The organism is Streptomyces sp. NPDC053427, assembly GCF_044544985.1.
Lineage (GTDB): Bacteria > Actinomycetota > Actinomycetes > Streptomycetales > Streptomycetaceae > Streptomyces.
The window spans coordinates 575,169-600,876 of sequence record NZ_JBITYA010000003.1 but is presented as its reverse complement, the minus strand read 5'-3'; the positions used below and the strand labels follow the sequence as shown (position 1 = coordinate 600,876).

Here is a 25,708-nt window from a genome sequence, read left to right as displayed (position 1 = left end):
GCTTCCGGTCGCCGACCCTACGGCGGTGGGCGGGGTGAGCGCGACGTCGCGCGCGTACTCCTGGACCCAGCGCACCCCTTCGCGCCGCACCTGGGCCGCCAGGCGGCTCGACAGGGCGTTGGTGACGCAGGGCCCCATGGCGAAGAGGCTCATGGCCACGGCATGACAGCCGCCCGGCCCCGGCGTGCATGCGGGTCAGCAGGGCTTCGAGGCCGGGACCGCCGGGTGTCCCCGGCGGCGGCCTCAACGGGGACACCCGGCCCGTCGTCGGCGACAGGCACGCCGCTGCCGGGCATGAGGGCGACGTCGACGGAGCGGGCGCAGCCGATCATGAACTCGCCCCCTGAGGCGGCTTCATGTCACTGCAAGATTCGGACCGCTGACACCATGATCGGCCGCCTGCAGCACCAACTGACCAGTACCCAGGTGTCTTCCATCAGTGACACGCGATGCCGAACATTCCCGTGGCAGCACGACCGAACCTCACCCATCGTTCGGGTGGCTCCCCATGCTCCCCGGGATGCAGGAAGAAGCCCTGTTCCGCAGGCGACTTCTCTTCCTCGATGACCAGTGGGTGACCTCGCGCCCACGCATCCGCCCGGACACCGGTCACCAGCCAGCTCACCCGCTGCCCCGGGCGGCCGCCTGCCACCGCGAAGCTGTGGTCACTGACCTCACGACTGATGTGCAGCTCCGGCGCCGGTGCACCGAGCGCCGTGAGCTGATAGCGGAAGTCCTCGTTCAACGCCTCGAACCAATCCGGCAGTTCGACCGTTGCCCGACCCTGCGCATCAAGCGTCACCGTGCCGTCGTAGACGTTCTTGCGCTCCGACGACTCGACGGAACAGTGCGAGAGAACGCGGTTCTCCGGGTCGAGGGGGTGGTCAATGCGGAAGCTGCAGGCCGACTTGTTGATGGTGCCGGAGACGATCACGTCGCCCGTGAACTCGGCCGCCCTGGAGACCCCACCGGCAACCAGGCCGACGTCCCCCACCGCGACCACGCCGATGCTGCCATCAGGAACTTGGAGGCCGAGATCGGGTCCCTGATCTCCGCTCTCACCCCACACCCCGACGCGTGTGCCGCTGGTCCCGACGACACCCACCCCCTCCTGGCAGACCCCCGTCACCCCGCGGCCGTTGGTGGAGAACCCCTCCACACCGTCGCCCTCGATGACACTTCCGACGACGCCGACGCCGAGGGCGACCGACCCCTCGGCATCGGGAGATTCATCGCTGGTCCCCTGCACTCCGGCCGCGCCAGGACCGCCGTTCCCCTGCACGCCGACGCTCTGCCTGCTCGTGCCCATCAGCCCGGGCCCCGCGCTGCTCTGGCCGTCCACCCCGGGCCCGGCGAGGCCCGTGCCCGCCACGCCAGACGACGACTCCCCACCTTGGCCCTGCACACCGGGAGCCTCCGTGCTTGTGCCCGACACCCCCGGCCCCTGGGCACTCTGACCGGCCACACCAGGACCGGCCGTGCCCGTACCGGACACCCCGGCAGACAACTCCCCGCCCTGCCCCTGGACACCGGGCCCCCGCACGCTCCTCCCGGAGACACCTGGTCCCCGGTCGGCCGTACCGGACACGCCCGCGCCGTCGCCCCCTCCCTGGCCGGAGACGCCGGTGCCCCGGCCAAGGCCTCGCACTCCGACGCCGCCCTCCACACTGCTCAGGCCGAGTACGCCCGCCCCTCCCCCGTCCGGGCCCTGCGGGCCCATCTCGACGGCCTGCGCGCTGCTGCCGATGACTCCCGGCCCGACGCCACTGTCGCCCCACACCCCGAACTTGAGCGGCGGATCCTCCTGCCCCGGATCGAAACCACTGGGCACATCCTGCGATTCAGGCGGTTTGATCGGCATCGTCAACTCACCTCTCCACCATCGGATCTCTCCGACCTGCTAGTCGTCGCGCCCAGCGCCGTCGCCACCCCTGATGGCAACTCCGGGTGGCGGAGCGCCATCAGCGCCCGCTCCGGCGGCGCGCCGTGAGCCTCCGGAGCAAGGAAGTAGCCGCACTCCTCGGGCGCCTTGTCCTCTTCCGGGACGAGTGGATGGGCCCGCGCCCAGGCGTCCGTGCGGACACCGGTGACCTGCCAGCACACCTCCGCCTCCGGCACGCCGCCACGGATGGTGAAGCCGCCGCCGGGATCGCGCACTACGTGCAGGTCCGGGGCCGGGCCGTCCAGCGGCGTCAGCTGGTAGCAGAGCTTGCTGTTCAGCTCGGCGAACCAGTCCGGCAGGGTGACGGCCGCCTCTCCCCGGCCGTCCAGGGTCACCGTGCCGTCGTAGACGTTCTTGCGCTCGGGCGACTCGACGAACGAATGGGCCAGGAAGCGGTTCTCCGGATCGAGCGGGTGATCGATCCGGAATCCGCCGCCGATCTTGTGCAGGGCGCCGCTCACCTCGACATCGCCCTCGAAGATGGCGGCTCGGTTCGCCCCGTTGGCAATCAAGCCGGTGGGGCCAGTGGCGAAGACGCCCACACCGGTCGAACCGGATCCGAGCACCCCGGTGCCGGTGCCCGATCCGGAGACCCCGGTGCCCTGGCTACTGATCCCCTCCACCCCGGTCCCGCTGGTCACCGCGCCCTGAACTCCGGTCCCGTTCTCCATCTCGCCCAGCACTCCGCTGCCACGGCCGCCCTTTCCGGACACCCCGGGGCCTTCCCCGCTGACCCCCGACACTCCCGGCCCGGTGTCCGATGATCCGGATACCCCGCTCCCGCCGGTCGAGGAGCCCGCCACCCCGTCCCCGGCTTCCGCCGTGCCCTGCACGCCGACGCTGCCGTCACTGCCCGTGCCCAGCACACCGGGGTTGCCCTCGCCGCCGGTGCCGGACACTCCGACGTTCTGGCTGCTCTGCCCCACCACCCCCGGCCCGGTGTCCGATGATCCGGATACCCCCCTCCCGCCGGTCGAGGAGCCCGCCACCCCGTCCCCGGCTTCCGCCGTGCCCTGCACGCCGACGCTGCCGTCACTGCCCGTGCCCAGCACACCGGGGTTGCCCTCGCCGCCGGTGCCGGACACTCCGACGTTCTGGCTGCTCTGCCCCACCACCCCCGGCCCGCCGTCGGCGTTGCCGAACACCGCGGGGCCGGCTCCGAGCCCCTGCCCCAGTAGGCCGGCGCCCCGAAAGCCGGTACCGGACACGCCCGCGCCCAGTCGGCTCTGGCCGAACACCCCAGGTGCGTTGACCCCCATCCCGGTCACGCCCGCGCCGTTAGGGCCACCCGTCCCGGAGACGCCGACGCCCTGTGCACTCGTACCGAAGACACCCGCATCCGAGCCGTTGCTCAGCCCGGTGACGCCCACCCCCTGGGCGCTGATACCGGAGACACCGTCGGCGTCACTGGCACTCGTACCGCTCACTCCCACACCCTCGGAGCTCGCCCCCGCGACACCGGGGCCGCCAACGCTGGTGCCCGACACTCCGGTGCCCTCGAAGCTCCGGCCGGACACCCCCGGGCCCTTGCCCGCCTCCCCCGCGACACCGGCGCCCGCACCGCCGCCCTTCCCGGAGACGCCGGTTCCCTGACGGCAGTGGCCGTGCACCCCGATGCCCTGCGCCGCGATGTTCACGCCCAGCACGCCCACCCCGCTCTGGATCTCGCCGTCTGCGGCCGGCACGCCGCTGCAACCCAGCACCCCCGGACCGACGTTGCTGTCCCCGAACACTCCGAACCTGATCGACGGACTCTCCTGCGCAGGATCGAATCCACTGGGCCCGTCCTGCGACTCTGGCGGTTTGACCGGCACCGTCCTCACCTCCGACTCGTCATGCGGATCACTGCGTTCACGGCTCCTGGCTCGGGGCCGCGGCCATTCCTCGTTCGGGTGGCTCCCCGTGCTCCCCGGGGTGCAGGAAGTAGCCGCGCTCGGCGGGAGCCTTCTCCTCCTCGGTGGCCAGCGGATGGCCCCGCGCCCACACATCCGCCCGGACCCCGGTCACCTGCCAGCTGACCCGCTGCCCCGGGCCACCGCCCGCCACCGCGAAGGTGTGGTCAGTGACCTCCCGGCTGATGTGCAGCTCCGGCGCCGGCGCACCCAGCGCGGTGAGTTGGTAGCGGAAGTCCTCGTTCAACGCCTCGAACCATTCCGGCAGTTCGATCGTCGCCCGACCCTCCGCGTCAAGCGTGACCGTGCCGTCGTAGACGTTCTTGCGTTCGGGCGACTCGACGAACGAATGGGCCAGGAAGCGGTTCTCCGGATCGAGCGGGTGGTCGATCCGGAAGCCGCCGCCGCCCCTGGTCAGCGTGCCCGTCACCTGGACGTCGCCGTTGAACTGGCTTGCCCCGGTGATGACGACATTGCCCTCGATAATCGCGCCGACGTTGCCCAACGCGACGAGTGCCGTGGCGCCGCGAGCTCGGACTCCGACGCCGTTCACGCTGAGGCCACTGACGCCGTCGTGGTCAGTGCAGAAGGCACTGACCGCGGCACTGGTGACGCTGCTCGCCGACACAGCGTGCCCCTGTTGACTGACAGCCGTCACACCGTCCCCGCTGATACTGGTGCCGAGCACGCCCGGACCGGCGGTTCCGGTACCGGTCACGCCGGCGCTGGAGCCACCACCCGCGCCGGAGACACCGACCCCTTGAAGGCTCGTGCCCAGCAGCCCAGGGCCGCTTTCCGCGGTCCCGGACACACCTGCGTCGGGACCGCCACCCACCCCCCGGACGCCCACACCCTGGCGGCTGCTGCCCGACACACCGGGCCCGTCTGCGCTCACGCCGGCCAGCCCCGGACCAACTGTCGCCTCCCCCAGCACGCCGGGGGCGCCTCCACCGCCCTTCCCCAGGACTCCGATGCCCCGGCGGCAGATGCCGTGGACGCCGATGCCCTGCGCGGCGATGTTGACGCCCAGGACGCCCGCTCCGCTGTCGATCGCGTCGACGGGGCCCAAACTGGTGGTGGCCGGACTGCTGCTGCTTCCGATGACCCCCGCTCCGTCCCCGTTGTCCCCGTGCACGCCGAAGTTGAGCGGCGGAGTCTCCTGCCCCGGGTCGAAGGTGCTGGGGCTTCCTCCCTGTGTCTGCGGCGGTCCGAGTGACATCTCGGTACTCCTTTTCGGTGGTGGACGGGCGATCACTGGTAGGCAATCTGGAAGCAGGACAGCTTGACCGAGTCCGCACCGGCCGCGGTCGGTGCCGCGCTGAGGTCCGCCGTGATGAAGTACCGGTGCGTTTTGTTGGTTACTTTCGCCGGAGTCTGTGGAAGGGCCGGTGTGTTCAGCACAGTGACCCTGCAGAGGTCCTCCGCCCCGGCGCCCGAGAAGTCCTTGCGGCGCAGGGTCACCGTGATGGTGCTGCCGTCGTTCGGCTTGGTGCCGAACACCTGGAACGACTTGAGCTCGACGCCCTCCGGCAGGACGACGTTCATGATGCCGTGAGCCTCCGCGGCTCCCGGTGCTTTCTGCGCCACGTCGGTGGCCACCAGCCATGGCAGCGAGGGCTGCGTACCGGCATCGGGCACCCGGGTCGGGGTGAGGATCGGAACCAGCGAGAGGAAGGAATCCCCCCGGACCAGTGACTCGATCAGTGGGTTGAGGTGCTCGTCGGCCAGGGTGGCGAACTCGGCCTCCAGCTTGTGGAAGCGGATGTTGAATCCGTTCTCGCCGCCCGCCTGGACCCGGTCCTCGTTGTCGATCCAGTCGGTGTGGGTGAACTTGGGCGCATAGGGAGGGATCATGATCATCATCCTTGGTCGTGGACGGCGGTGGCACCGCCGTCGGCGCCCGGGTCGTCGTCCCGTCCGGGGCGTGTGAAACGGGCCGGTCGGCGCCGGTCTCCGGTCCGGTAGGCCGGGAAGGTGTACGCGGGCGGCAACCCCGGCTCCGCGTCGTCGAGTTCGCGCACATGACCGCGGAGCCGTCCGGTCCGGAACTCCACGCCGATGGGCTGGAACCAGTTGAGGATGTTGAGCACCAGGTCGTACTGGTCCTTGCTGACCACGACCTCGGGCCGGGCGTCGAGGTCGGGCCGTAGCCGCACCTCGCACTGGTAGGGCAGCACCGGGCTGCCCCGGAAGTAGTCGGCGCGCAGCCGGACCACGCCCGGGGCTAGGCCGGTGACCCGGGTGACCGGGCTGCCGGGCGAGTACGGTTCGGCCCGGCCGGGGCCCGCCGGGGCCGCGGACCAGGTGAGTTGTGCGTCGGGTTCCAAGGCCAGGACCTGACGGAACGCCAGCTGCGGTGGCAGCGGCGGATCCCCTGCGAGTGGGGTCTGGTCGGCGAGCAGCAGCGTGCCGGCTGACTCCACCGCGGCCAGCAAGCAGGGCCGGTACGCGGCGCCGGCCGGGGAGGCGGCCAGCACCCGACAGTCGCCGCCCGGGCTGAAGGCCGTCGGTAGCAGCGTGTCAGCGGCGGGGTCGAGGACGTGGACGCGCCCGGCGGCCGTCTCCGATCCGGCGGTGGCGACATACAGGTGCCGTTGATCGGTGGCGGCGCACATCGTGACCGGAACGGTGCCGGACGGGAGGCCGCCGACGGTGGCGATCGGTGTGGTGCCGCCGGTCGGGTAGACCTGGACGGAAGCGCTGCCGGCCCCGGGCGTGGCCGGGCCGGTACCCACGTACAGCTTGGTGCCGTCCGGGGCGAAGGCCGCGCAGAGCGCCGGGGTGCCCGCGCCGACGACGCCGCCCTGGAGCTGGAAGGCGGCCCGGGTCACCAGGCAGAACCCGCCGCCGTCCAGCAGGACGGCGAGCAGCGGGCTGTTCGGAGCGGCGGCGATCGCGGTGGGCGTGGCGGGGAGGTTGACACGGCCAGTCTGCTGCGCGGTCTGCGGGTCGAACGCTCGCAGGGTGCGGTCGCCGGCGCAAGCGACGAAGAGCCGGGTGTCGTCGGTGGCCAGGGCCGCCGGGCCCGGCAGGGTGACGGGCGGGGTGGCGGGCCCCAGGGTGGCGGGGTCGAGAACGGCAAGCATGCCGACGCCTCGGTGGGCGACGAACAGCCGGTCGGCCACGAAGGCGAGCGCGCCGGGAAGCGGGTCCACCTGCCTGGCGGTGGCGAGGGCCGGGACGGGCAGAGCAGTGGCCGCGGGGGCCTCCAGTCGAAGCGCCAGCACCCGGTGACGACCCGGGTCCGCCAGGAAGAGCCGAGCGCCGTCGGGGGCCAGGCAGGCGGAGACCGGCACGACGCGCGGGTTGACGGTGAGGGTGACCGTCTCGCCCACCCGGACCTCGGCCGCGACGTTCCCGGCAGCCCCGGACAGGGCCACTCCGGCGCCAACGACCTCCGCCCGCAGGTGTTCGCCCGCCGCGACCGCAACCCGCACGGTGGCCGGGGCGCCTGCGGCGGCCGGGTCCTGGAGTGCGATGTGGTCGAAGCCGGCCGCGAAGGCGCGGGCGCCAAGAGCGGGTGCGGACAGGGTGTCGTGGGCGAGCACCAGCACCCGGCCCTGCCCGGCCAGGCCGTGGTCGGCCTGGCTGAAGGCGCTGAGCACGTGCAGTTTGCCCGCGGCTGGGCCCAGCACGTCGAGCAGCCGCTCCAGCGCGGCGCCGGTGGCCGGCTGCATCCGGCGCGCGGCCGGGGCCGGCCCGAAGACCACCGCGCGGGCCGGGGGGCTCAGGTCGTCGGTGCGCAGTTGGAGGTAGGTGGGGTCAAAGTCGTCGGCGGGCGGGCCGGCAGCCTGGGCCTCGGTGGCCCCAAGCCGGCCGTCCCGGCCGACGGATCCGGCGGCGTCGAGTGCGGTGTCCGGCAGACCGATGCGGATCGTCCGACGACCGCTTCGGGTGTGTCCGGCGCGGCTGACCTCGACGGTGACGGTGACGTCCCCGGCGGTGGCGGCGAGCAGGGCGGCGGCCTTGCCGGAGCTGGCGGGCACCGCCGTGGCGGAGCCCGGTCCGCCACGGGTCACCGACCAGCGGACCTCGACTTCGGTGGGCGCGCCCGGGTCGGGGTCGAGGCTGATGGCGGCGGTCTGGCCAGCCGTGGTGTCGGTGCCAGGGACGGGCGGCACGTCGGGCCGAAGGGTGATCGCGAAGGCGTCGGTCGGCGGCTGGGCGACGCGGAGCAGGCCGTCGGCGGTGTGGCAGACCCAGCCGAAGCCGGCGGCGTGCGCCTGGACGCCGAGCTCCGCAGTCAGGCCGGGGCCGGCCGGGCCGCGCGGTCCGTCGAGGCGCAGCAGCAGGGCCCGGCCGACCGAGAACAGGTCGGTGGCCGTGGGGTCGTAGGCCCGCACGACGATGAGGGTTCGTGGCGGGAAGGGCTGCGCGCCGATCCGGGTGAGCAGGATGTCGAGCGTCCGGCGGACGCCGAGTTGCATCAGGCGGCAGCCGTCATCGGCGAAGGCGAGCCCGGCGGCGCCCGGGTGGCGGCAGAGCCAGCCGGGGTCGAAGTCGGGTTCACCGGCCGCGGTGCCGACGACCTGCGCCTCGGTGCGCAGCCGGTCGCCGTCGGCGGCGATGCACTGGCCGGTGGTGAGCGGCGGCGGGAGGACCCGCACGTCGAGCGAGCCGGTGGCGATCCGGCCGGTGGTCTCGTCGATCACGAACGAGCCGGGGCCGGACTCTGGCGTGTGATCGCCGGTGACGCGGCCGGCGGTGCGGTTGAGCCCGTCCTGAAGTGCGTCGGGGGTCGGCACCAGCCAGCGCTGGAAGATATGCAGCCGCCGCCGGTAGTGGTCGTCGCCCTCACCGGTGACCGGGTCGAAGGAGGTGCGGGCAATGCGGGAGATCCGGACCTCCTCGATCAGGCCGTGGTACTGGGCGGGGGCGGGCCCGTCGGGACTGGTCTCCTGGCCGTGGCCGATCACCAGCGGCTCGATGCTGGTGAGGGCGCCCAGCTCGGGCACCACGGCCCGGGCGACCTGGGTGCCATCGAGGTGGAGGCCGACGGCGGTGCCGTCCGGGGTGCGGCGGACCACTGCGGCGAGGTGGTGGAAGCAGCCATCGCCGAGGTCCCGGTCGGCGAAGAGCCGGACCTGGGCGGTGCCGTCGCCGAGGGAGAGCCGCAGGTTGTGGTCGATGCCGCGGAAGGTGCCGATGGCCAGCGACCACCCTGGGACGGTGTCGTCATCAAGGCGCGCCCGTTTGGTGAGGACGGCGCCGGTGTCGGTGGTGGTGTGGTCGGGGCGGACGACGGCCTCGGCGGTGAGGTCGGCACCGGGGGCGACTGCGAAGTCGGAGTGGTCGGAGACGGTGATGCTGCTGTTCGGCGCGGTGAAGCCGAACGCGAAGGAGAACCGGCCGGTGCGGCCCGCTTCGGCGCCGTGGTTGACCCCGTGGTGGTCGGGGGCGCCGAACCGGGCGCCGATGTCGGCCACGTTCGGCACGATGTTCGCCGTTCCGTCGGGCGGGGTGTCGTCCAAGTGGTAGAGGGCGACGGTGTCGGCGTCCCAGGAGTACGGCCGGGCCGGGAACCGCGGCGCACCGAGGTCCTGGCCGAGCAGGTCGAGGCCGGCGCCCCGGGCAGTCGTGGCGTTGCGCTGAGCGGCGACCTCGGTGAGCCGCCGGCCGAGGTCCTGGTAGTCCCGGCCGATCACCCAGAGCAGTTTGGCGAGGTTGCCGAGCAGCGCGGTGAGCTGCCAGTCGTCGGCCGCGCGTGGCGCGGGGGGATGCGGGCGCAGTGCGGTGATCCGCAGTTCGTCGGTGAACTCGTCCGCACGGCCGGGCAGTTCGACGGCGATGGTGTCGCCGCCGGGCCAGCCGGCCGGGAACCGGACCTCGGTCTCCTCCTCGGGGCCCCCGGTCCTGCGCCGGAAGGCGACCCGGACGGTGAGCGGTTCGGCGGTGTCCCGGGTGGGGGCGAGCAGGTAACGGGGGGCGTCGGGAGTGCGGCCCCAGCGGTCCCGGTAGGCCCGGCTGCCGTCGTCAGCGGGCCGCAGTCCGCCGCTGCCGTCGGAGCGCAGCGGGAGGGTGACGCGTTCCATGCCCCGGTCGTAGACGGGAGTGAGGCCGCCGCGCAGCACGTCGAGGAAGTCGCTGCTCATGGTCCGGCCACTTGGAGGTCGATCAGTGGACTCTCGAGGGCGAAGCGGGCGATCTCCTCGGCGGCGAGGGTCAGGTTCTCGCCCACCGACAGCTCTGCCGCGCTGCCGAAGACGGCGTTGCCGAGGCCGACGTCTCCGAAGGCGGGTGCGCCGCGGCGCAGCCGGAGGTTCTGCACGTCGACCACGCCGGCGACGGACCGCGCGGTGAGCACGATGTCGGAGTGGAGCACGCCCCGCCCGAGGCGCAGCCGGTCCACCCCGGCCTGGACGGCGGTGAGGATCTCGCCACGGATGGCCTCGGGGTCGTGGCCGGCCTGGACGACCAGGGTGCCGCGGATGCCGACATCGACCTGGTCGGCGGGTTTGACGTCGGGGAAGACGGACACGGGCCGCCACTGCCGAACGACGTCCAGCACGCCGTCGTACACGGGCGGGATGGAGCCTTCGCCCTGGCGCCAGGGCCAGCCGGGTTCGACGGCGACGACGATGTCGAAGAAGTAGGGGGAGCCGATCCGGCGCCCTGCGGTGAAGGTGCGCTGGCCGAAGCGGTAGCTGTGGAAGTCGCCGTGCGAGGCGTCGACACCGCCGAGCGGGTCGAAGACGGCCGCGTCCCGGACGCCGGGGACATCGAGGATCTTGGCGAGCAACGCGTCCTTGGTCCACAGGGTGCGGGGGACTCCAAGAAGCCGAGCGCGGTAGGTGTCGTCGGGTTCCAGCAGTTCGCCGCCGGTGACGGGGACGGGGGTGCCGACGCTCATGGTGGCCGGTCCCAGGTTGAGGTGGAGTCTGGCCCAGTTGGGCTCCAGCCGGAGCGCCTGGCCCGCCGGGAGGTTGCCGGCAGGGCCGCGCCGGACAGCCCGGACTCCGACGGACAGCGGCGGGGCGCCGGCTGTGAGCGTGGCGGGGGCGGTGGTCCGCAGACTGGTGTGCGGTGGGTCGGGGGTCTCGACGACGGTCCCTTGCGGCAGGGTGACGCGGCGCTGCGAGTCGGCGCCGGTGAGGGTGAGGGTGATCTCTCCCGTGGCGGGCAGGAACTGACGTTCCAGTCCGAGGTCGGTGCCGAGCAGGTCGAGGCCCGCGCCCTGGGCGGTGGTGGCGAAGTTGGCGTAGTACTGGTTCTCCAGGGCATGCCACAGTTCGTGGACGTGCACGGCGGCGGCGTCGAGCACCTTGCGCAGGGCGCTGCCGGAACCGAGGTCGACGTCGCTGCCGAACATGGCGCGGGCACGGGCCTGCTGGTCGGCGACGATCCGGTCGAGCCCCTTGAGCACGAAGCCGTCCGGGGTCACGCCGTACTGGTCCTGGTCACTCAAGGCGTCCTCCCGTTTCGAGCGTCAGCGCCGAGCCGGCGACGGTGTCCACCACGGCGTAGACGGTGTAGCCGCGGCCGGTGCGCGCGGAGTCCCCGGTGCCGCCGGCCACCACCCGGTCGGGGACGGGTTCGGCGAAGCGCGAGTCGTCCTCGAAGAAGACCTCCCGGACGCCGGTGACCCGGCGGTCGGTGTCCAGGCAGCGGACCAGCTCCATCCGGATGTGCTCCTTGCGGGCGGCGACGCCTTCGGCGTAGCGGCCGATGGCGAGCCGGTCGAATCCGAAGCCGCTGTTGAGGAGGTCGCTGCCGAGCTGGGTCCGGACGGTCAGGACAAGGGCCTGGACGAGGGCCGGGAACCCCTCGACCAGGGCGGGCCCGTGGGTGACGCGGTCGATGACGAGGTCTCCGTCGTCGACGGCGAGGCTGCGGCCCAGGGCGGGTGCTCCGGCAGCCGGGCTGGGCGGCCCGAGGGCGGGCGCGCCCGGGGCGAAGGTGTCGGTCATCAGGAGGCCTCCAGGATCGTCTGGCCCGGGTCAACGACCTGCCAGGTGCCCGGCCCGGCACCGCTGGCGGTGATGCCGCTCGCGGTCGCCAACAGCACGGGCTGCCCGCTGACGGTCAGGCTGATGGACAGACCCGGCGGCAGGGTCGGTGTGGTGACGCACGGCTGGGGCGCACCGGCGGGGGTGACCGCCGAGCAGGGCGAGACCATGCCGGGCACCGGGGAGGCGGCCGAGCCGAAGGTGAACCCCCCCTCCTTGCCCGCCGTGAGCACACCCTGGCCCTTGACGGTGACGCTCGGGCTGCCGCCCGTGAGCTTGCACTGCCCGCCGTGCGGGCAGCCGATCACGGCGCCTTCGATCAGTACGAGTGGCATCAGCTGATCGCCACCTTTCCCTCTCCGACCGTCAGCGTCACGCCGCTGGCCGACACGGTCACTTTCTTGTCCCCGAGGCTCACCTCGGCGCCGCCGGCCGAGATGGTGACCTGGCCGCCGTCGGCCGTCACACTGACGTTGCCGTCCGCGTCGATCCGCACGCCGGTTCCGGACTTGTGGGTCAGCAGGAACTCGTCCGCGGTGCCCTCGGCGGGGCGCTCGCCGACCGGGGAGCAGGCGTCCTTGCCGACGGAGATCTTCAGCCCGACCGCCTCGACCACCCGGCGGCCGTCGGCGGCGGTGAGGTCGTTGACGCCCTTTCCGGTGGGGCGGGGGCTGTCTCCGGCGGAGAGTTCGGTGGGCAGGCAGAGCCACCAGTCGCCGTCCTCAGCCCGCGGCCGGTCCATGCGCCCCGCACTGTCGTTCGCCCACAGGAAACCCGCCACCACCGTGTCGTCGCGGTCCGCCCGGACGTCGTTGAGCAGCGCGCGCATGCCCGCGTAGACGGGGACGGACAGGCCGACCCGGTGCCAGGCGAACGGCGCCGCGAGCGGCTTGTCCGGCAGGAACCGGTCCTCGCCGGGGACTGGCAGGTCGACACTGGGCGAGACCGCCCGGTCGCCGCCGTCTTGCCCGTAGTCGAGGCTCACCGTGCGGGCGGCCGGGTCGCCGGTGCGGACCTGTCCGACATCGACGGAGGGCGCGAGCGCCAGCTCGTCCCTGATCCGGCCGCCGATCGCGTCGGCCACGGCCGCCGGGCTGCCCCGGCGCACCCGGTCGGTGGCCTGCCGGTTGCCGTCCTCGCTCAGGACCGCGGCCCGGCCAGTGCAGACGTAGCCCGTGCGCGGGGACAGCCTGTGGGTGAGCTGCACGATGCGGAAGCCTTGCAGCGGGTTCTGGTAGCCCTGGACGCTGGCCGTGACCAGCTGCCCGGCCCGCAGGTCGGGCACGCCGAGCACGGTGAAATCGAAGGCGGAGACGTCGCCCTTCGGCAGGTCGCTGTCGACCCCGAGGGCGCTGACCGGGCCGAGGTGGGCCGGTCGGAACTCGGCCAGCCGGGCGCTGCTCATCCCCTTGACCGTGATCAGACTGTCCTCGGCAGTGAGCAGGGCCAGCACCGAGGCCGGGTCGGGCACCGCCGGCAGGCCGCTCTCCGGCGGGTAGCTGATGGCCTTGCCGAACTGCACCGCGCCCTCCTGAACGAGCAGTTCGGCGCCGTACTTGTCGGCGAGCCGCCTCAGCAGCCCGAAGGCGTGGCGGTCCTCGGCGTTGATGCTGTCGAGCTCGTCCTCCTCGTCGCGCCGACCGGTCAGTTCAACGCCGGCCGACGCCGCGACGCGCTCGGCCGCCCCGGTGGGCGTCAGGTGGCGCAGCATGATCCGGGCGGTCCGGGTGACGTCCCTCTCCAGGTTGACGGCGACGGTGGCCAACAGCTTGAAGGCGGCCTCCTCGTAGCCCTTGAGCGTGATGCCCAGCGGGGGGAACCGCGTCGAGGAGGTGAGCCTGACCACCCGGCCGGTCACCACCGTGCGGCGGGCACCGGGGGCGTCCAGGTAGCCGAGCCGGACCGTCACCTTGACCCCGCCCTCGGGGCCGGTGCCGGCCGTGGCGAGCGCGGCGACCAGCTTGCGGTGCTCGGCCATCGGCAGGTCCGCCAGATGAATCTCGAACTCGCCGGGCAGCCCGATGCCGTAGCCGACGCTGATCTCCGCGTCCAGCAGCAGCCCGCCCGACAAAGCGTCGCTGGAAACCTTGAGGCCGAGCGTCGGGAACTCCACCAGATAGGAAATGATCACACCCATCGCTGCGCCACCCCGATCACGATGCTGCTGCCGTAGTGGCCGCGTCCGTTGAGGTTGCCGCGGGCCACCCGGGCCTCCAGCAGGCGGACGGCCAGCCGGTCGGCAAAGTGGACGAGGTCCGGCTCGGCGACGAGTTTGCGCAGCAGGACGGTCTGCGGCCCGCCGGGACCCTGGCGGACCACCCGGAGCACCAGGTAGCCGGGGGGTGTGGCCGGAGGGCGGGCGCCTGGGCCCGGGCCCAGGTCGTAGAGGGTGTCCAGCGGGTCGTCGAAGCCGGTGTCAATGGCGGCGTACAGACCGAACTCGTAGGAGGTGCCGCCGATTCGGCAGCTGAACACCTGCGGCAGCCCCTCGTCGGGTTCCACGGGCAGCCGGTGGTAGCCGAGAGCGTCAGGGTACTGAGGGGTGCTCACAAGGCGCCTCCGAGCTCGCGTTCGACCGAGATGTTCCCGCTGAGGCTCGGGGCGGCTGCCATGCCGGCGGCCAGCGCCATGTCCAGTGCCTCGCCGGTGATCGCCGACACGCTGGAGCGGGGGACCTGTTCCAGGGTGATGGAGACGTCGATGGCGTCGCGCTTCTGATTGGACTGGGTGAACCTCAGGTTGGTGATCTGCATGTCGAGGCTGACGGTCATCCCGCAGACCACCGGGATTCCGGCCAGGCTCATCGCGGGCGCGGTCGCCGCGGCCAGCACCCGCGAGGTGAGGGCCAGCGCTTCCAGGCCCTTCTTGGCGAGCAGCCGGGTGCGGCCGACCAGGACCGCCTCGACCGAGATCGTCCGGGTGGTCGGCGCCACCAGCTGGGCGAGCCGGCTGCCCGCGATCCGGGCCACCTGGTAGCCCTCGTCCAGACTCAGGCTGGTGACGGTGAACAGCGGCACCGCGCCGATCAGTACGGGGACGTTCCGACCCGCGACCATGGTGTGCGCCTACCTTTCGCTGTCGTCGCCGGGGCGCCGCAGACGTCGCTGGGCGGGGGCCGGGGAAGGCTCCTCGGGCAGCTCCTCCAGCAGGTCTTCGGGCAGCTGCTCGGGCGGTGGGCCGGCCGGCTCCTCGGGTGCCACGCGCTGACGGACCGGGGGCTCCTCGGGGGGCGGCTGCGGGTCGGGCGCGGGACCAGCGCCAGGCGCGGCCTGCGGTGCCGCGGGTGTGGCGGGCTGCGGGTCGGGCGGGGCGCGACGGGTGGCCTCCACCACCTCGTCGAACTCCTCGTCAGTCAGCCACCCGGCCTCGCCCCGGATCGACTCCATCCACTGCGCGTACGTCTCCCCGCGCCGGGCACCGGCCAGGTCCTCGACCGGTATCCCGTTCTTCAGCTCGAACTTGATCTGCGCGATCACCTCGTGGACCCTGCCCTCGCGGCGGGCCTTCAGCAGCCGGAGGGTCAGCTCCCGGTAGTACGCATTGGTGTGCACCAGGGGGTGGCGGGTCAGGGCCTCCACGACGATGGACGGGTCCGCCGAGGTACGCGGCAGCCAGACGCCGTTCAGCGGCGAATTACGGGGGTCGATGCCGGCCTCCCGCAGGATCTGCCGGGCGAGCTCGCCGCGCGGGTCCGCGTCAGGCGCAATGTGGTGTGGCTCATGGCCCTCCAGCCGGGGCTCGCCAGCCGCCTCCAGCCTGTCGCCGAGGTCCGAGGAGGCCCGGTCCCGGCCGGTCTTCGGGTGCCTCTCGTCGTGCACGCCCGGCGCCTCCGACGGCGCCTCCCCGGGCTCGTGGTGCAGCAGCTTCTCGTCCTGCGTGGCCCACTTCCCGGCCTCCTCGGCGTCCGCGGCCATCTGCTGTTCGAAGTCGGGCGCGCCGGGCCGGTCGGGGCGGTGGGCCTCGAACTTCTCCAGTTCCGCCAGCGCCTTCTCCCGGTCCTCCCGGGCGAGCCTGCGCAGCCTGCGGATCTGGTTCTCCACCACGCGCGGGTCCTTCGCCCGGCGCAGGTAGCGCAGGCGCAGCCGGCTGATCCGCTGCAGCATCGCACCGGTGTCCAGTTCCGCGGCCTCCACGCCGCGGTGGGTGAGGAGGGCCCAAGCTTCGGCGTCGCCCGCAGTCAGCCGGTCCAGTAGGCCCACGTACTCGGCGAGAGCGTGCTCCTGACGGGCCTTGAGCTTCAGCCGGGCGAGCTCCACCAGCAGCGAGTCGAAGTGCTCCGCCTTGCCCGCGGCACGGTCGAACACTGCCAGCAGGACCGGGTGGCCGAACTCCTGGACAGCGTTCATCCGTCGGGGCTCGGCCACCAACAGGGTCAGGAAGTCGGCGCCGACGGCCGAGTGCGGACCGACCCGCTCCAGGCCGATGTGCTCCAGCACAGCGAGCAGCCGGGCCCCCTCATCGGGTGCCAACTCCTTGACCAATGTGCGGACTTCCTCGGTGGTGAAGCCCTCCGGTCCGGCCAGCCGCCGGAACACCTCACCCAGCTCCTCGGTCAGGCCACCGGACTTGCGGGCCAGGATCTGCAGCGCCTCGACCTTGGCGACGGCCTCGGTGACCGCCTCCCCGATCTCCCGGTCCGTCACCAGGACAGACAGGGCGTGGCCCTCGCGCACCTCGGCCCGCGCCAGCGCCTCGGTGAGCCGCAGTTCGTCCGCCACCGGCAGTTCGGAGATCAGCCGCAGCACCTCGGCGTCACTGCGCAGCGAGCGCAGCACCGCGCTGCCCTGACGCATCGCCCGGGCAACCCTGGTCAGCCGGACGGCGATCAGATCGGCCTCGAACAGGTTCCTGAGCCTCCCGGTCACACCCAGGATACGCAGCATCGCCACCGTCTTCTCGGTCAGGCCGACAGCCCTGGCCGCCGCCTTCAGCTCCCCCGCGCCGACGAACCAGGAGGCGAGCTCGATCAGCACAGCCCACCTGATCTTTCGCAGCACCTGCTCGCCGAGCGGGGGCACGGATGCGGACTGCTCAGCCTCCTGGAGTACGGCCACGCCCTTCAGGGCGTCGAGGATCGCATCGCCCACCTTCCGAAGCAGTGCCGCGCACTCGGCCTGCGCGGGCGGATAGCCGACGTACGCCAGTTGGAAGGAGACCACCAGCCGGACCAGCTGCCCCAGGCCGCTGATGACGTCCAGCGGTTTCGTCAGCATGAAGTGAAGTCCCTTGGCCAGCCCCACCACGAAGTCCCAGACTCCGACCACAGCCGTCTGGATTTCGGCCAGTGCCGACCACGCCGCGTGCTCGGGCGCGCCCTGCGCTATCTCCAGGAGCGACTCCCGCACGTTCGCACCGATACCGAGGGACCGCTCGATCAACTCCACGATGTCCTCGACGGTCAGCTTCCCGGCCTTGCCGAATCGTTTGCCGACGCTGGTCAGCAGCTCCCACAGGTTCTCGTCGAGGTCGTGGTAGAGCCGCTCGACCAGGCCCTTCTCGGCGAGGAGGGTGTGCAGTTCGGTGCGGCTGCGGAGCGAGCAGAGGAGTTCGACGATCGCCCGCTGGTACTTCTCGTCCGGCCCTGCGCTGAGCAGGACCTGCAGGTAGCGCCGCTTGGCGTTCCAGTCGGTCAGCCCGAAGGACACCCGATCGAGCCGGGCCAGGCGGTCGACGGCCTCCCGCAGGAGGTCCGCCCGGCCGGCCAGGACCTGCTCGACCAGCCGGTCGACGCCCGCGAAGACGAGCTGCCCGACCTCCTCCGGTTCGAGCACCGGCGGGGCGGCCTCGATGAGCTCCTGCAGGTTCTCCGCGGCAATGCCCAGCTGGGTCAGGTACTCCCCTTCGGTAGAGGTGACCGCGAGCACCTGGTAGTCGTGACCGGCCGAGTCCGTCACGCCCCGGAGGACCTCGCCCTGGTAGGTGGCCACGCTCTGGCCGCTCCTGCCGACGGTCCAGCGCTGGGAGCCCTGCACCAGCTCCCGCACCGAGACCGAGCGGTTGGTGGCGATGGCCCACAGGCCGCTGTCCGCCTCGCCCAGCGGCCCACGCAGGACGGCGAACGAGCCGCGGCCGAAGGCCGCCCGGCCCAGTTCGAGCACCCGCATGATGTTGGAGGCCCGGATGTAGCGCTCGGCACCGAGGGTCACCGTGTGCGAGCCGGCCAGGATCATGACCACCCGGCCGTCGACGGGGCTCGGCCCCTCGACCACCCGGTCGGCGGGCTCGGCGGGCTCGGCGGGCTGCCCGGGTGGTCCGGCGGCCGGCACGGGGGGTGGTGCGGTCGCGGGGGTGGCCGGCTCCGGCGGGCCCTCAACCAGGTCGGCGGGCAGCGACATCGCGAGCGTCAGCCGGGCCGTGGGAACCGGTTCGGGCGGCCCGGGCTCGGGAGCGGCGGGTTCCTCGACGGGCAGTGCCGGGGCGGTCGGCGCCGGGGCGGGCCGCCGGAGGGCGGCCGGAGGGCCCGGCGACCCGGCGGCCGGCTGCGGCGCCGGTTCCGGGCCCGCGACCGGCGGCAGGTCGATCCGCAGGTCCGCCGGCTGCAGCCGCTCCAACGCGGTGGCGACCGCCCGCAGAAGCACGTCCTCCAGCGCCCGGCGGAACTCCGGGCCCGGCCCACCTCCGCTGCCACCGTGGAAAACCACCCGCTCCGGCGGATGCGCCCGGATCCACACGGTGTCGCCACCCTTGTTCACGGCGTCCCCGATTCGCCCAGCCGACGCAGCAGTTCGTCCCGCCGGTACTGCGAGGCCAGCCGCTCCTCGGGGGTGCTCGAGGAGGCGCCGGTCGCGGACTCCTCGGCAGCGATCCTGCGCAGCAGATAGTCACGCAGCTCGGCCCTGCTGAGCGGTTCCAGCGCGACTGGGAAGACCCATCGGGTGAGGTCCCGGGGTGCTCGTGCGGTCAGCCAGCTGCCCACCCAAATCCGGGCGTGCTCGGTGCGTTCGACCCTCTCCGTGCCCACAGAGACCGAGGTGACCTCGATCGAGCAGCCCACCGCCTCCTCGCCCTCGCCGGGCGCCCGGTACACCGTGGTGAGCAGGCCGATCACCCCGAACAGCGGTGCGCCGGGGTGGGCGAGCTGCACCTCGGCGAGGTCGTCGGCCAGGGCGTCGAGGCGGGCGGTGATGACCGGTTCGAGCTCCCGCATCCGGCGGTCGGTCTGTGACCGGAGCCAGGCGCTCTCAATGGCCTGTTCCAGCTTGGAGATCAGCGTTTCCCAGACCAGCAGAGCGGCCAGCACGAGCACCTCGCCACCGATCGCCCGCAGGCGGCGGCCGAGCTGCGGGCCGGCGGGCCTCGCCGGCGCGGGCGCCTCCGGTACGCGGGTCTCCTGTGCGGGCATCGGCTTCGGCCCGGGCTCCGGCGCCGGCTGCCCGTCCGGTACCGGCTTCCGCGAGCGGGTGCCTCCCACGCGTTCCCGCATGGCCGTGGTCTCCTCGTGACCGGCCGGCCGCCCGGTCCGCACGTCCAGTTTCCTCGCCGCGGCCTCGTCCTTCTTACGCTGGGCCCGGACCTCCGGTCCGACCAGGTCCTCCGGCTCCACCTGGGGCGGCAGGTTTCGCGCGCCCTGGCCGTACCCGCCGGCGTTGGTGAGCTTCAGCCTGATGCCCAGCCCCTTGGGGATCAGGCTTCCAGCCCGGACGGCCTCCAGTGCGCTCTCCAGCCGCCGCACGATGCCGGCCTTCTCGGGGAAGTCCGGCATGCCCCGGACCTGCGTGACGGCCTCCGTCAGGCTGGTGCCGAGGTTCTCGCCGAGGGCGGTGGCGCTCTTGCCCTCCAGCTTGCCCCGCCGGCCGGTGGCCTTGTTGTCGATCAGCCAGATCTCGCCGTTCGAGGGGTTGAAGGCCACGGCGTCGACACCGTGTCCGGTGAGCTGGTGGGCGCCCGGACCGGACGACGTGACCAGCATCCGCATCCCGCGCCGACCGAGCTCGAACGGCAGGTCGTGCTCGCCGTACGCGCCCCCGGCGTGCGCGGCGGTGACGTCGAACGGCTGGTCCGCGGCCGGGTGGGCGCCGGCCTGGCCCGCGCCGGACGGGGGCGGCGGCGCGGCGGCGCGCAGGTCGACGGGCCGCAGCGCGCCGCCGACGTCGTACGAGGGCACCTGGTAGAACGTGCCGTCCTCAGTGATCCGGCCCGGGTCCACGGGTTCCTGCGGACGGCGGCCGAGCGGGCTATCCGGGCTGACCGGGGGCTCCGACGCGGTGGTCAGCAGCCGCTCCAACTGCTGCCGGGCCTCGCCCAGCCGCTCGGTGAGCTGCTCCGCGACGGCCTGTCCGAGCCGTTCCAGATCCGCCGCCGACGCGTCCGGGCGCAGAGACACCGTGATCGGGAAGTGGCACGATATCCGTGGCATGCTCGCTCCTCGGGTCGGCCCGGCAGGTTCAGCTCAGCGCCTCGTACAGCGCATCGCAGATGGTGTCCACCACGTCGTCGTCGGCCGACGACCCACCGTCGGTCAGCACCACCTTGATGGGGAACCAGTAGTGGACCTCGCCGCCCGCGCGGGCGGCCGCAGCGGCCACCGCGGCCTCGGAGCCGGGCGCCACGACGATCTCCTCTCCCGCAGCCACCGCCACAAGCCCTCCGCGGGCCACCGGCAGCACGCTCTCCTCGGGGGCCGGGGAATCCTCGCCCGATCCCGGTACCGGATCCGTCATCACAACCTCCTTGTGCAGCTCAGGTGTTGGGGCTGACCTGCAGGCAGATGCAGTTGAACGTGGTGGTGGGCACGCCGTCGATCACGATGGTGTTGGCGACGGACGTGATGTAGCAGTCGTGGAAGGTGATCTGCTGGAACGTCCAATCGGTCCCCGTCAGCTCCTGGACGCCGATGCTGAAGCCGGTGCGGCTCAGCGCGAGTCCGGTCAGCTTGGCTACGGCCGTACCGATCGCCTTGATCGCCATAGTGAAGGTGAATACCTTCGGCTGAACGACGTAGGCGACGTTGTCGGCCTCCAGCGAGTGGACCGGCTGGACCGGGACGTTGAAGGTCGGGTTGAACGAGTCGATGGGTGACACCGCATCGCCGTCCAGCATCACCGCAAGCCGGGTGTCCCACTTGGTGGCGTCGGCCATGGTCTCTCACTTCCCTGGGTGTCCCGCTCGGGTTCCGGTCAGGTTCCGGTCAGGTGAAGACCAGGTCGATCTTCAGCCGGTGGATGGCGCCGGCGTAGACGACCGAGACCATCATGGGGACCTCCCGCGAGCTCCGGGCGGTCTTGATCTTCAGTTGCTCCGCCCCGGACAGCTCCGCCTGGTCCTTGTCGAGCAGGGCCAGCAGTGGGATCACGATGGCGAAGTCCTCGATCACTTCCTGCTGGACCAGCGGGGAGAGCACCGACTCGACCATCGTCAGCACGGCGCGCAGGCCGATCCGGGAGATCCTGAGGCTGCCGATCGCCCTGATGAGCTGGGCTTTGATCCGGAAGTTGATGTCGTCGAGGGTACGGACGACGTCGATGTACTTCTTACCGTGGCTCTCATCGGCGGTGTAGCCCTCGCCCAGGTAGAGCGCGTGGCCGGGGAGAAGCACCGGGCTGGTGATCCAGTTGATCCGGCCGTCGTCGAGCTTGGTGATGTCGGCCTCGGCGAACAGCTCGGTCATCGCGATGTCGATCGGCTTCAGCAGCAGCGAGACGTGTGGTCGGTACCCGGCGATCACCCCCGCTGCCGCGGCCGCCACATCGTCCGGGGAGTGGTGGGCGACCAGCACCATCCGCTCGTTCTTCACGGGCGCCGAATTCTGTTTGACCATGTCCTCGGCGCTGAGAGTGCGGTCGATCATGGCCACGCCGATGCGTTCCTTGCCGTCCCCGTCGGCGTGCGTCACATGGTCCGCCAACAGGCCGAGGGTGGCCCTGTTCGTATCGTTGAGCGGCATGTTGGCGAGCGCCACGATCTGCACGTCGAGCCTGCCCACATCGTCGAGAGCCTCACCCCACAGGGGCGTGCCGAAGTCCACCTGGACGCCCCAGACCCTGGTGGGCGGGGGCGACTGGCGGAAGACCGTACGGACCGCCCGGAGGAGGTCGCTGTCCTGCTCCTCCAAGAGATCGGTACCGGCGGGGTGGGGCTGGTCGAGTGCCGTGTCCAGGGTGAGGGTGAAGTTCGTCCCCGCGGCCGCCGAGTCCTGGACGGTGCGGACCTCCGAGGTCGCCTCCGCGCCGATCCGCACGAGGGTGCCGACCGGTACGTCCACCGGGACGTCGACGGAGGAGGAGCCGCTGTCGACGGCGGCGACCAGCTTGGTCGCCCCGTGCGGGTACGCGCCCGCCGCATCCGCCGGCGAGGCGATGTCCACGGGCCGCGACTTCTTCGTGCCGAAGCCGCCCCTGCCGATGATCGCGATGTCTCCGAACGCCCTGACGGCGGGCGCGAACAGGTCGCTGCTGGCGGTGACATCGATGTACTTGACCGCCATCGACCGCTCCTTACGTGAGGTCTGACGGTGGGATAGTTGTGACGGTCCGTTGTCCGCGCATGCTCACGAGACGTCCACGAACGCGGTCACGAAGCCCTCGGCGGCCAGCAGGTCGGACACCTGCCGTTCGGTCCCGGGGGCGTTGGGGGACGGCAGCGCGGCGGCGGGGAAGACCGCCAGCCACGCACTGGCGGCGAGCAAGGCTCCACCGTCGTACTCGGCGGGTCGCGGGCACGAGTCGTCCAGCGCCCTCCGGCACCGGACGAGCCGACGCAGTGCGGCACCGAGGTCCAGTATGGGAAAGAACAGCACCGAGACACGCAGCTGGTACGTCCGGCCCGGCGCGGCCGGGTCGAACGGCGGCGGCTGCGCGTAGTGCAGGCGGTAGAGCCGGGGGAACTCCTCCTGCAGCTCCCTGAAGTCGGCGACCTTGGCGCGGCGCATCAGCTCCGCGAGGTCGATGAAGGAGAAGCGCTGGGCGAACTCCTCCTCGGTGAGAGTGGAGAGGTCCTCGGAGGCGATCGCGTCAAGCGCGCCCGAGGTCAGCTCGACCCGCGCGGTGACCAATGCCTCCAGCGCCAGGTCGATCCACTGCGGCGGCGCGATCCCCGGGACCTCCAGCGCGGCCCGCCCCTGAGCGATGTCCGGCAGTACCTTCTCCCAGCTCCCACGGACCGTCACGGGGGCTGCCACGGGCACCTGGAAGCCGGTCGCCTTGACCGTGACATCGTCCACCACGCGCACTTCCAGCAGGCTCGGCTCGTAGACGCTCGCCAGCAGGTCCCGTACCCGGCGCCGGTCGGTGTCCTCCTGCGGAGCCAGGAGCAGCTTGACCTGCTCCTCCGCCAGATACCGGATCATGAGTTGGTCGGCGAACCCGTTCATCTCACTTCCCCCGCGCGGCAAGGACTCCCACAAGGGCGGAGCAGTACGCGACACATCGGCAGGAGTCGGGGTCCATCGATTCACCAGCGTGTGATGCACCGCCGGTACACCGTCCGGAGGGCACAAATGGCGAACGATCCGGACCGGTTGTTCACTCCCTCCACACTACGCTGTTCGAGTGGGGACGGCACCCCAGCGCTGGACGCGTCCCGGCCCGACGCCGTGTTGCACCACGACATCCACGTCCGGGCCCACAGTAACGGCCCGACCGTCGTCCGTGTCCGCGGCGTGGGGTGGGGGGTTCCGGAAACTCAAGGGCCAGGTGCCCGCCCATGTCGGCGCAGACGGCGGGCGGCATGAACCCGTTCCGCGCGCGGCGGGGGCGGCTGCAGGCGGTGCTCTGTAGCGGGGTCTACCGGGGTAGCTTCGCGGTGCGTTCGGGGTGGGCCGCGGTGATGTACCGCATCGCGGTCTGAGAGGAGATGCCGAACAGGCGCATCAAGTGAAGGGGGTCGTCGACCTCGAATGCCTCGTCGCGGATCCGGTCCTGCCGCAGCGTTGGCATCGTGAGTCCGGTGGGCCGGAAGACGGCGGTGAACGTGGTGCCGATGGGCGAGCGAGTGGTGTCTACCGCGGTCCATCGGTCGATAAGCAGATGCGGGTTGGCCGTCACCGGCCAACGGCGGTGACGTTCACGGAGCCACGCGGAGGCGCAGCGGTAAGTTAGTTCGTCCAGGTAGATGATGTGCCGTTTGCCGGAACGCCGGACGATGAGCCGCTCACGGGACAGGTCGAGGTCGGTGAACAGCAGCCGGCGGATGTCGGTGCGCTGAGTGCATGGACGCAGACCAGCACCATCACGAAGCGCTGGAAGTCGTTCTGCGCATGGCTAAGGACGCCGGCCAGCCGGTCCGAGGGCACGGAAGGCGGGGTCTTGTTGATCCCGGCGAAGACGGGGCCGCGGGTGGGATCGCGGAAGATCACGCCCTCTCGGCGAAGGGCACGGAAGACATTCCGCAGGACGATGTGGATCGAGCGGGCCGGCGTCCCCTTGCGGGTGGCGATGGCCCTTTTGACGTCGTCGAGGGTGCCTTCGGCCGGGTTGATGGGTGTAGTTACTCCATACGAGTACGAGGGGGCCGCCGAGCTGCTGGTGGACCGAGTCCGGACGACAAGCGCCCCCAGGGCAGACCTTTAGGCCCGGGCCAACCGCAGAATTCGAGCCGCCCAGCCGCTCGGGCATGCGAGGCCACCCGCCTCCCGATTAAAGGCACACACTCGCCATACTGACACAGCATCAGTTTCAACTGACTAAGACGGCATCTCATTTGGGGTGCTCGATAGGCTCCAGGCGTGGGGATCGTTGAGCGGCTGGTGCCGGATGAGTTGTGGGAGTTGTTCCAGCGAGTGGTTCCGGAGGCGCCGAGTCGGCCTCAGGGAGGCGGCCGGCGCCGGCACGGCGACCGGGAGGTATTGGCTGCGATCGTGTTCGTGGCCACGTCGGGCTGCACGTGGCAGCAGCTGCCGTCCGCCTCGTTCGACCCTTCAGGGCCCACGGCTCACCGGCGCTTCGCCGAATGGTCGAAGGCCTGGGTGTGGGCGAAGCTCCATCGCCTGGTCCTTGACGAACTCGGCTCCCGCGGTGAACTGGACTGGTCTCGCTGCGCGATCGACTCGGTGAACATGCGGGCCCTGAAAAGGGGGACCTGGCAGGTCCGAATCCGGTGGATCGCGGCAAGTATGGCTCAAAGATCCACTTGATCACCGAGCGGACCGGGCTGCCCCTGTCCGTCGGGATATCCGGTGCCAACCTGCACGACAGCCAGGCCCTCGAACCGCTCGTGCGAGGCATCCCACCCATTCGCTCCCGGCGTGGACCGCGTCGGCGCCGGCCCGCCAAACTCCACGGCGACAAAGGCTACGACTACAACCACCTGCGCCGGTGGTTACGCAGCCGCGGTATCCGACACCGCATCGCCCGCAAAGGCATCGAGTCCTCCACACGGCTGGGCCGCCACCGCTGGACGATCGAACGCACCATGTCCTGGCTCGCCGGATGCCGCCGCCTCCACCGCCGCTACGAACGCAAAGCCGACCACTTCCTGGCCTTCACCAGCATCGCCTGCACCCTCATCTGCTACCGCAGACTCGCCAAATGAGATGACTTCTTAGGCCGTTGTAAAGTCTCTCCGCCGACCTCGAACTACAGCTGCCGTTTCCATTTGCGAGACACACCCAGAAAGCGCAGTGTAGTGGAGAGAGATGGCCCCTGATGCCGGAGATCAAGACAGCCGCCAGGGCCGGTGTCATCTCGTAGGGGTGTTCGTTGCGAGGCCAACACGGGCCTTCGCCGAACCACGGCCCGTCTGGACCTTGGCTATGCCACCCAATGCGTCCTGCGGCACCCGGTCTCGAAAGAAGGATTCGCCATGCCAGTTGCATTCTACGGCATTTACCCGAATGGCGACTTGCAGTGGTATCGCCACGACGGATGGAAGCAAGGCACGGCTCAATGGAAGGCTGGTGCCGGCGGGAACAAGGTCAGCGGCGGCTGGAACATCTACGACAAAGTCTTCAGCGGCGGCGAAGGCGTGATCTACGGCATTAAGCCGAATGGCGA

General features: G+C 71.6%; 20 protein-coding genes. 2 read left to right on the top strand and 18 right to left on the bottom strand.

The window, feature by feature from the left end:
* Positions 1 to 436: 436 nt before the first annotated feature.
* The 18 genes from ACIGWZ_RS10750 to ACIGWZ_RS10665 form a co-directional block, all read right to left on the bottom strand.
* Positions 437 to 1,372 (bottom strand): hypothetical protein, encoded by a 936-nt coding sequence (locus ACIGWZ_RS10750; protein WP_400062926.1) that lies wholly within the window; start codon positions 1,370 to 1,372, stop codon positions 437 to 439.
* 491 nt (positions 1,373 to 1,863) lie between these two features.
* Positions 1,864 to 3,627 (bottom strand): hypothetical protein, encoded by a 1,764-nt coding sequence (locus ACIGWZ_RS10745; RefSeq protein ID WP_400062924.1) that lies wholly within the window; start codon positions 3,625 to 3,627, stop codon positions 1,864 to 1,866.
* 166 nt (positions 3,628 to 3,793) lie between these two features.
* Positions 3,794 to 5,053, bottom strand: a complete 1,260-nt coding sequence (locus ACIGWZ_RS10740; RefSeq protein WP_400062922.1) for a hypothetical protein — start codon at positions 5,051 to 5,053, stop codon at positions 3,794 to 3,796.
* 32 nt (positions 5,054 to 5,085) lie between these two features.
* Positions 5,086 to 5,688, bottom strand: coding sequence for a hypothetical protein (locus tag ACIGWZ_RS10735; RefSeq protein ID WP_400062920.1), 603 nt, complete (start codon positions 5,686 to 5,688; stop codon positions 5,086 to 5,088).
* A gap of 5 nt (positions 5,689 to 5,693) precedes the next feature.
* On the bottom strand, positions 5,694 to 9,926 hold the full coding sequence (locus tag ACIGWZ_RS10730; protein ID WP_400062918.1) for a LamG-like jellyroll fold domain-containing protein: 4,233 nt from the start codon (positions 9,924 to 9,926) through the stop codon (positions 5,694 to 5,696).
* Entirely contained in the window at positions 9,923 to 11,239 is a 1,317-nt protein-coding gene (locus ACIGWZ_RS10725) for a baseplate J/gp47 family protein (protein WP_400062916.1), read from the bottom strand. Before ACIGWZ_RS10725 ends, ACIGWZ_RS10730 begins: the two co-directional genes overlap by 4 nt.
* Positions 11,232 to 11,741 carry a hypothetical protein gene (locus ACIGWZ_RS10720; protein ID WP_400062914.1) on the bottom strand — a complete coding sequence of 170 codons (510 nt, stop codon included), beginning with the start codon at positions 11,739 to 11,741 and terminating at the stop codon, positions 11,232 to 11,234. Before ACIGWZ_RS10720 ends, ACIGWZ_RS10725 begins: the two co-directional genes overlap by 8 nt.
* Positions 11,741 to 12,115, bottom strand: a complete 375-nt coding sequence (locus ACIGWZ_RS10715; RefSeq protein WP_400062912.1) for a hypothetical protein — start codon at positions 12,113 to 12,115, stop codon at positions 11,741 to 11,743. The genes ACIGWZ_RS10720 and ACIGWZ_RS10715 overlap by 1 nt, the downstream gene beginning before the upstream one ends.
* Positions 12,115 to 13,917, bottom strand: coding sequence for a hypothetical protein (locus ACIGWZ_RS10710; protein ID WP_400062910.1), 1,803 nt, complete (start codon positions 13,915 to 13,917; stop codon positions 12,115 to 12,117). The genes ACIGWZ_RS10715 and ACIGWZ_RS10710 overlap by 1 nt, the downstream gene beginning before the upstream one ends.
* On the bottom strand, positions 13,908 to 14,330 hold the full coding sequence (locus ACIGWZ_RS10705; protein ID WP_400062908.1) for a hypothetical protein: 423 nt from the start codon (positions 14,328 to 14,330) through the stop codon (positions 13,908 to 13,910). Before ACIGWZ_RS10705 ends, ACIGWZ_RS10710 begins: the two co-directional genes overlap by 10 nt.
* Positions 14,327 to 14,836 carry a hypothetical protein gene (locus ACIGWZ_RS10700; RefSeq protein ID WP_400062906.1) on the bottom strand — a complete coding sequence of 170 codons (510 nt, stop codon included), beginning with the start codon at positions 14,834 to 14,836 and terminating at the stop codon, positions 14,327 to 14,329. The genes ACIGWZ_RS10705 and ACIGWZ_RS10700 overlap by 4 nt, the downstream gene beginning before the upstream one ends.
* Before the next feature lie 9 nt (positions 14,837 to 14,845).
* Positions 14,846 to 18,472, bottom strand: a complete 3,627-nt coding sequence (locus tag ACIGWZ_RS10695; RefSeq protein ID WP_400062904.1) for an AHH domain-containing protein — start codon at positions 18,470 to 18,472, stop codon at positions 14,846 to 14,848.
* Positions 18,469 to 20,136: a hypothetical protein gene (locus ACIGWZ_RS10690; protein WP_400062902.1), complete on the bottom strand. Its 1,668-nt coding sequence runs from the start codon at positions 20,134 to 20,136 to the stop codon at positions 18,469 to 18,471. The genes ACIGWZ_RS10695 and ACIGWZ_RS10690 overlap by 4 nt, the downstream gene beginning before the upstream one ends.
* A 28-nt stretch (positions 20,137 to 20,164) precedes the next feature.
* Entirely contained in the window at positions 20,165 to 20,440 is a 276-nt protein-coding gene (locus ACIGWZ_RS10685; RefSeq protein WP_400062900.1) for a hypothetical protein, read from the bottom strand.
* 19 nt (positions 20,441 to 20,459) lie between these two features.
* Positions 20,460 to 20,858, bottom strand: coding sequence for a hypothetical protein (locus ACIGWZ_RS10680; protein WP_400062898.1), 399 nt, complete (start codon positions 20,856 to 20,858; stop codon positions 20,460 to 20,462).
* 49 nt (positions 20,859 to 20,907) lie between these two features.
* A complete protein-coding gene (locus ACIGWZ_RS10675; protein ID WP_400062896.1) occupies positions 20,908 to 22,203 on the bottom strand; it encodes a hypothetical protein in 1,296 nt (431 codons plus the stop codon).
* Between the two features lie 63 nt (positions 22,204 to 22,266).
* Entirely contained in the window at positions 22,267 to 23,088 is an 822-nt protein-coding gene (locus tag ACIGWZ_RS10670) for a hypothetical protein (RefSeq protein ID WP_400062895.1), read from the bottom strand.
* A gap of 412 nt (positions 23,089 to 23,500) precedes the next feature.
* Positions 23,501 to 23,761, bottom strand: a complete 261-nt coding sequence (locus ACIGWZ_RS10665) for a hypothetical protein (RefSeq protein WP_400062893.1) — start codon at positions 23,759 to 23,761, stop codon at positions 23,501 to 23,503.
* 686 nt (positions 23,762 to 24,447) lie between these two features.
* Here ACIGWZ_RS10665 and ACIGWZ_RS10660 point away from each other — a divergent pair.
* Both ACIGWZ_RS10660 and ACIGWZ_RS10655 read left to right on the top strand, forming a co-directional pair.
* Positions 24,448 to 25,247 (top strand): IS5 family transposase gene (locus ACIGWZ_RS10660; RefSeq protein WP_400063281.1). Its coding sequence is split into 2 segments (ribosomal slippage): positions 24,448 to 24,787 and positions 24,787 to 25,247, totalling 801 coding nucleotides; the frame shifts between segments, so codons are not numbered across the junction.
* Between the two features lie 270 nt (positions 25,248 to 25,517).
* Positions 25,518 to 25,708: tachylectin-related carbohydrate-binding protein (locus tag ACIGWZ_RS10655; RefSeq protein WP_400062891.1), on the top strand; the 191-nt coding region annotated here is incomplete at its 3' end.

Excerpts from the sequence above, each read along its gene's own strand:
- ACIGWZ_RS10740 (WP_400062922.1), bottom strand. The coding sequence starts at position 5,053 with ATGTCACTCGGACCGCCGCAGACACAGGGAGGAAGCCCCAGCACCTTC.
- ACIGWZ_RS10735 (WP_400062920.1), bottom strand. The coding sequence starts at position 5,688 with ATGATCCCTCCCTATGCGCCCAAGTTCACCCACACCGACTGGATCGAC.
- ACIGWZ_RS10730 (WP_400062918.1), bottom strand. The coding sequence starts at position 9,926 with ATGAGCAGCGACTTCCTCGACGTGCTGCGCGGCGGCCTCACTCCCGTC.
- ACIGWZ_RS10720 (WP_400062914.1), bottom strand. The coding sequence starts at position 11,741 with ATGACCGACACCTTCGCCCCGGGCGCGCCCGCCCTCGGGCCGCCCAGC.
- ACIGWZ_RS10715 (WP_400062912.1), bottom strand. The coding sequence starts at position 12,115 with ATGCCACTCGTACTGATCGAAGGCGCCGTGATCGGCTGCCCGCACGGC.
- ACIGWZ_RS10710 (WP_400062910.1), bottom strand. The coding sequence starts at position 13,917 with ATGGGTGTGATCATTTCCTATCTGGTGGAGTTCCCGACGCTCGGCCTC.
- ACIGWZ_RS10700 (WP_400062906.1), bottom strand. The coding sequence starts at position 14,836 with ATGGTCGCGGGTCGGAACGTCCCCGTACTGATCGGCGCGGTGCCGCTG.
- ACIGWZ_RS10690 (WP_400062902.1), bottom strand. The coding sequence starts at position 20,136 with ATGCCACGGATATCGTGCCACTTCCCGATCACGGTGTCTCTGCGCCCG.
- ACIGWZ_RS10685 (WP_400062900.1), bottom strand. The coding sequence starts at position 20,440 with ATGACGGATCCGGTACCGGGATCGGGCGAGGATTCCCCGGCCCCCGAG.
- ACIGWZ_RS10680 (WP_400062898.1), bottom strand. The coding sequence starts at position 20,858 with ATGGCCGACGCCACCAAGTGGGACACCCGGCTTGCGGTGATGCTGGAC.
- ACIGWZ_RS10675 (WP_400062896.1), bottom strand. The coding sequence starts at position 22,203 with ATGGCGGTCAAGTACATCGATGTCACCGCCAGCAGCGACCTGTTCGCG.
- ACIGWZ_RS10670 (WP_400062895.1), bottom strand. The coding sequence starts at position 23,088 with ATGAACGGGTTCGCCGACCAACTCATGATCCGGTATCTGGCGGAGGAG.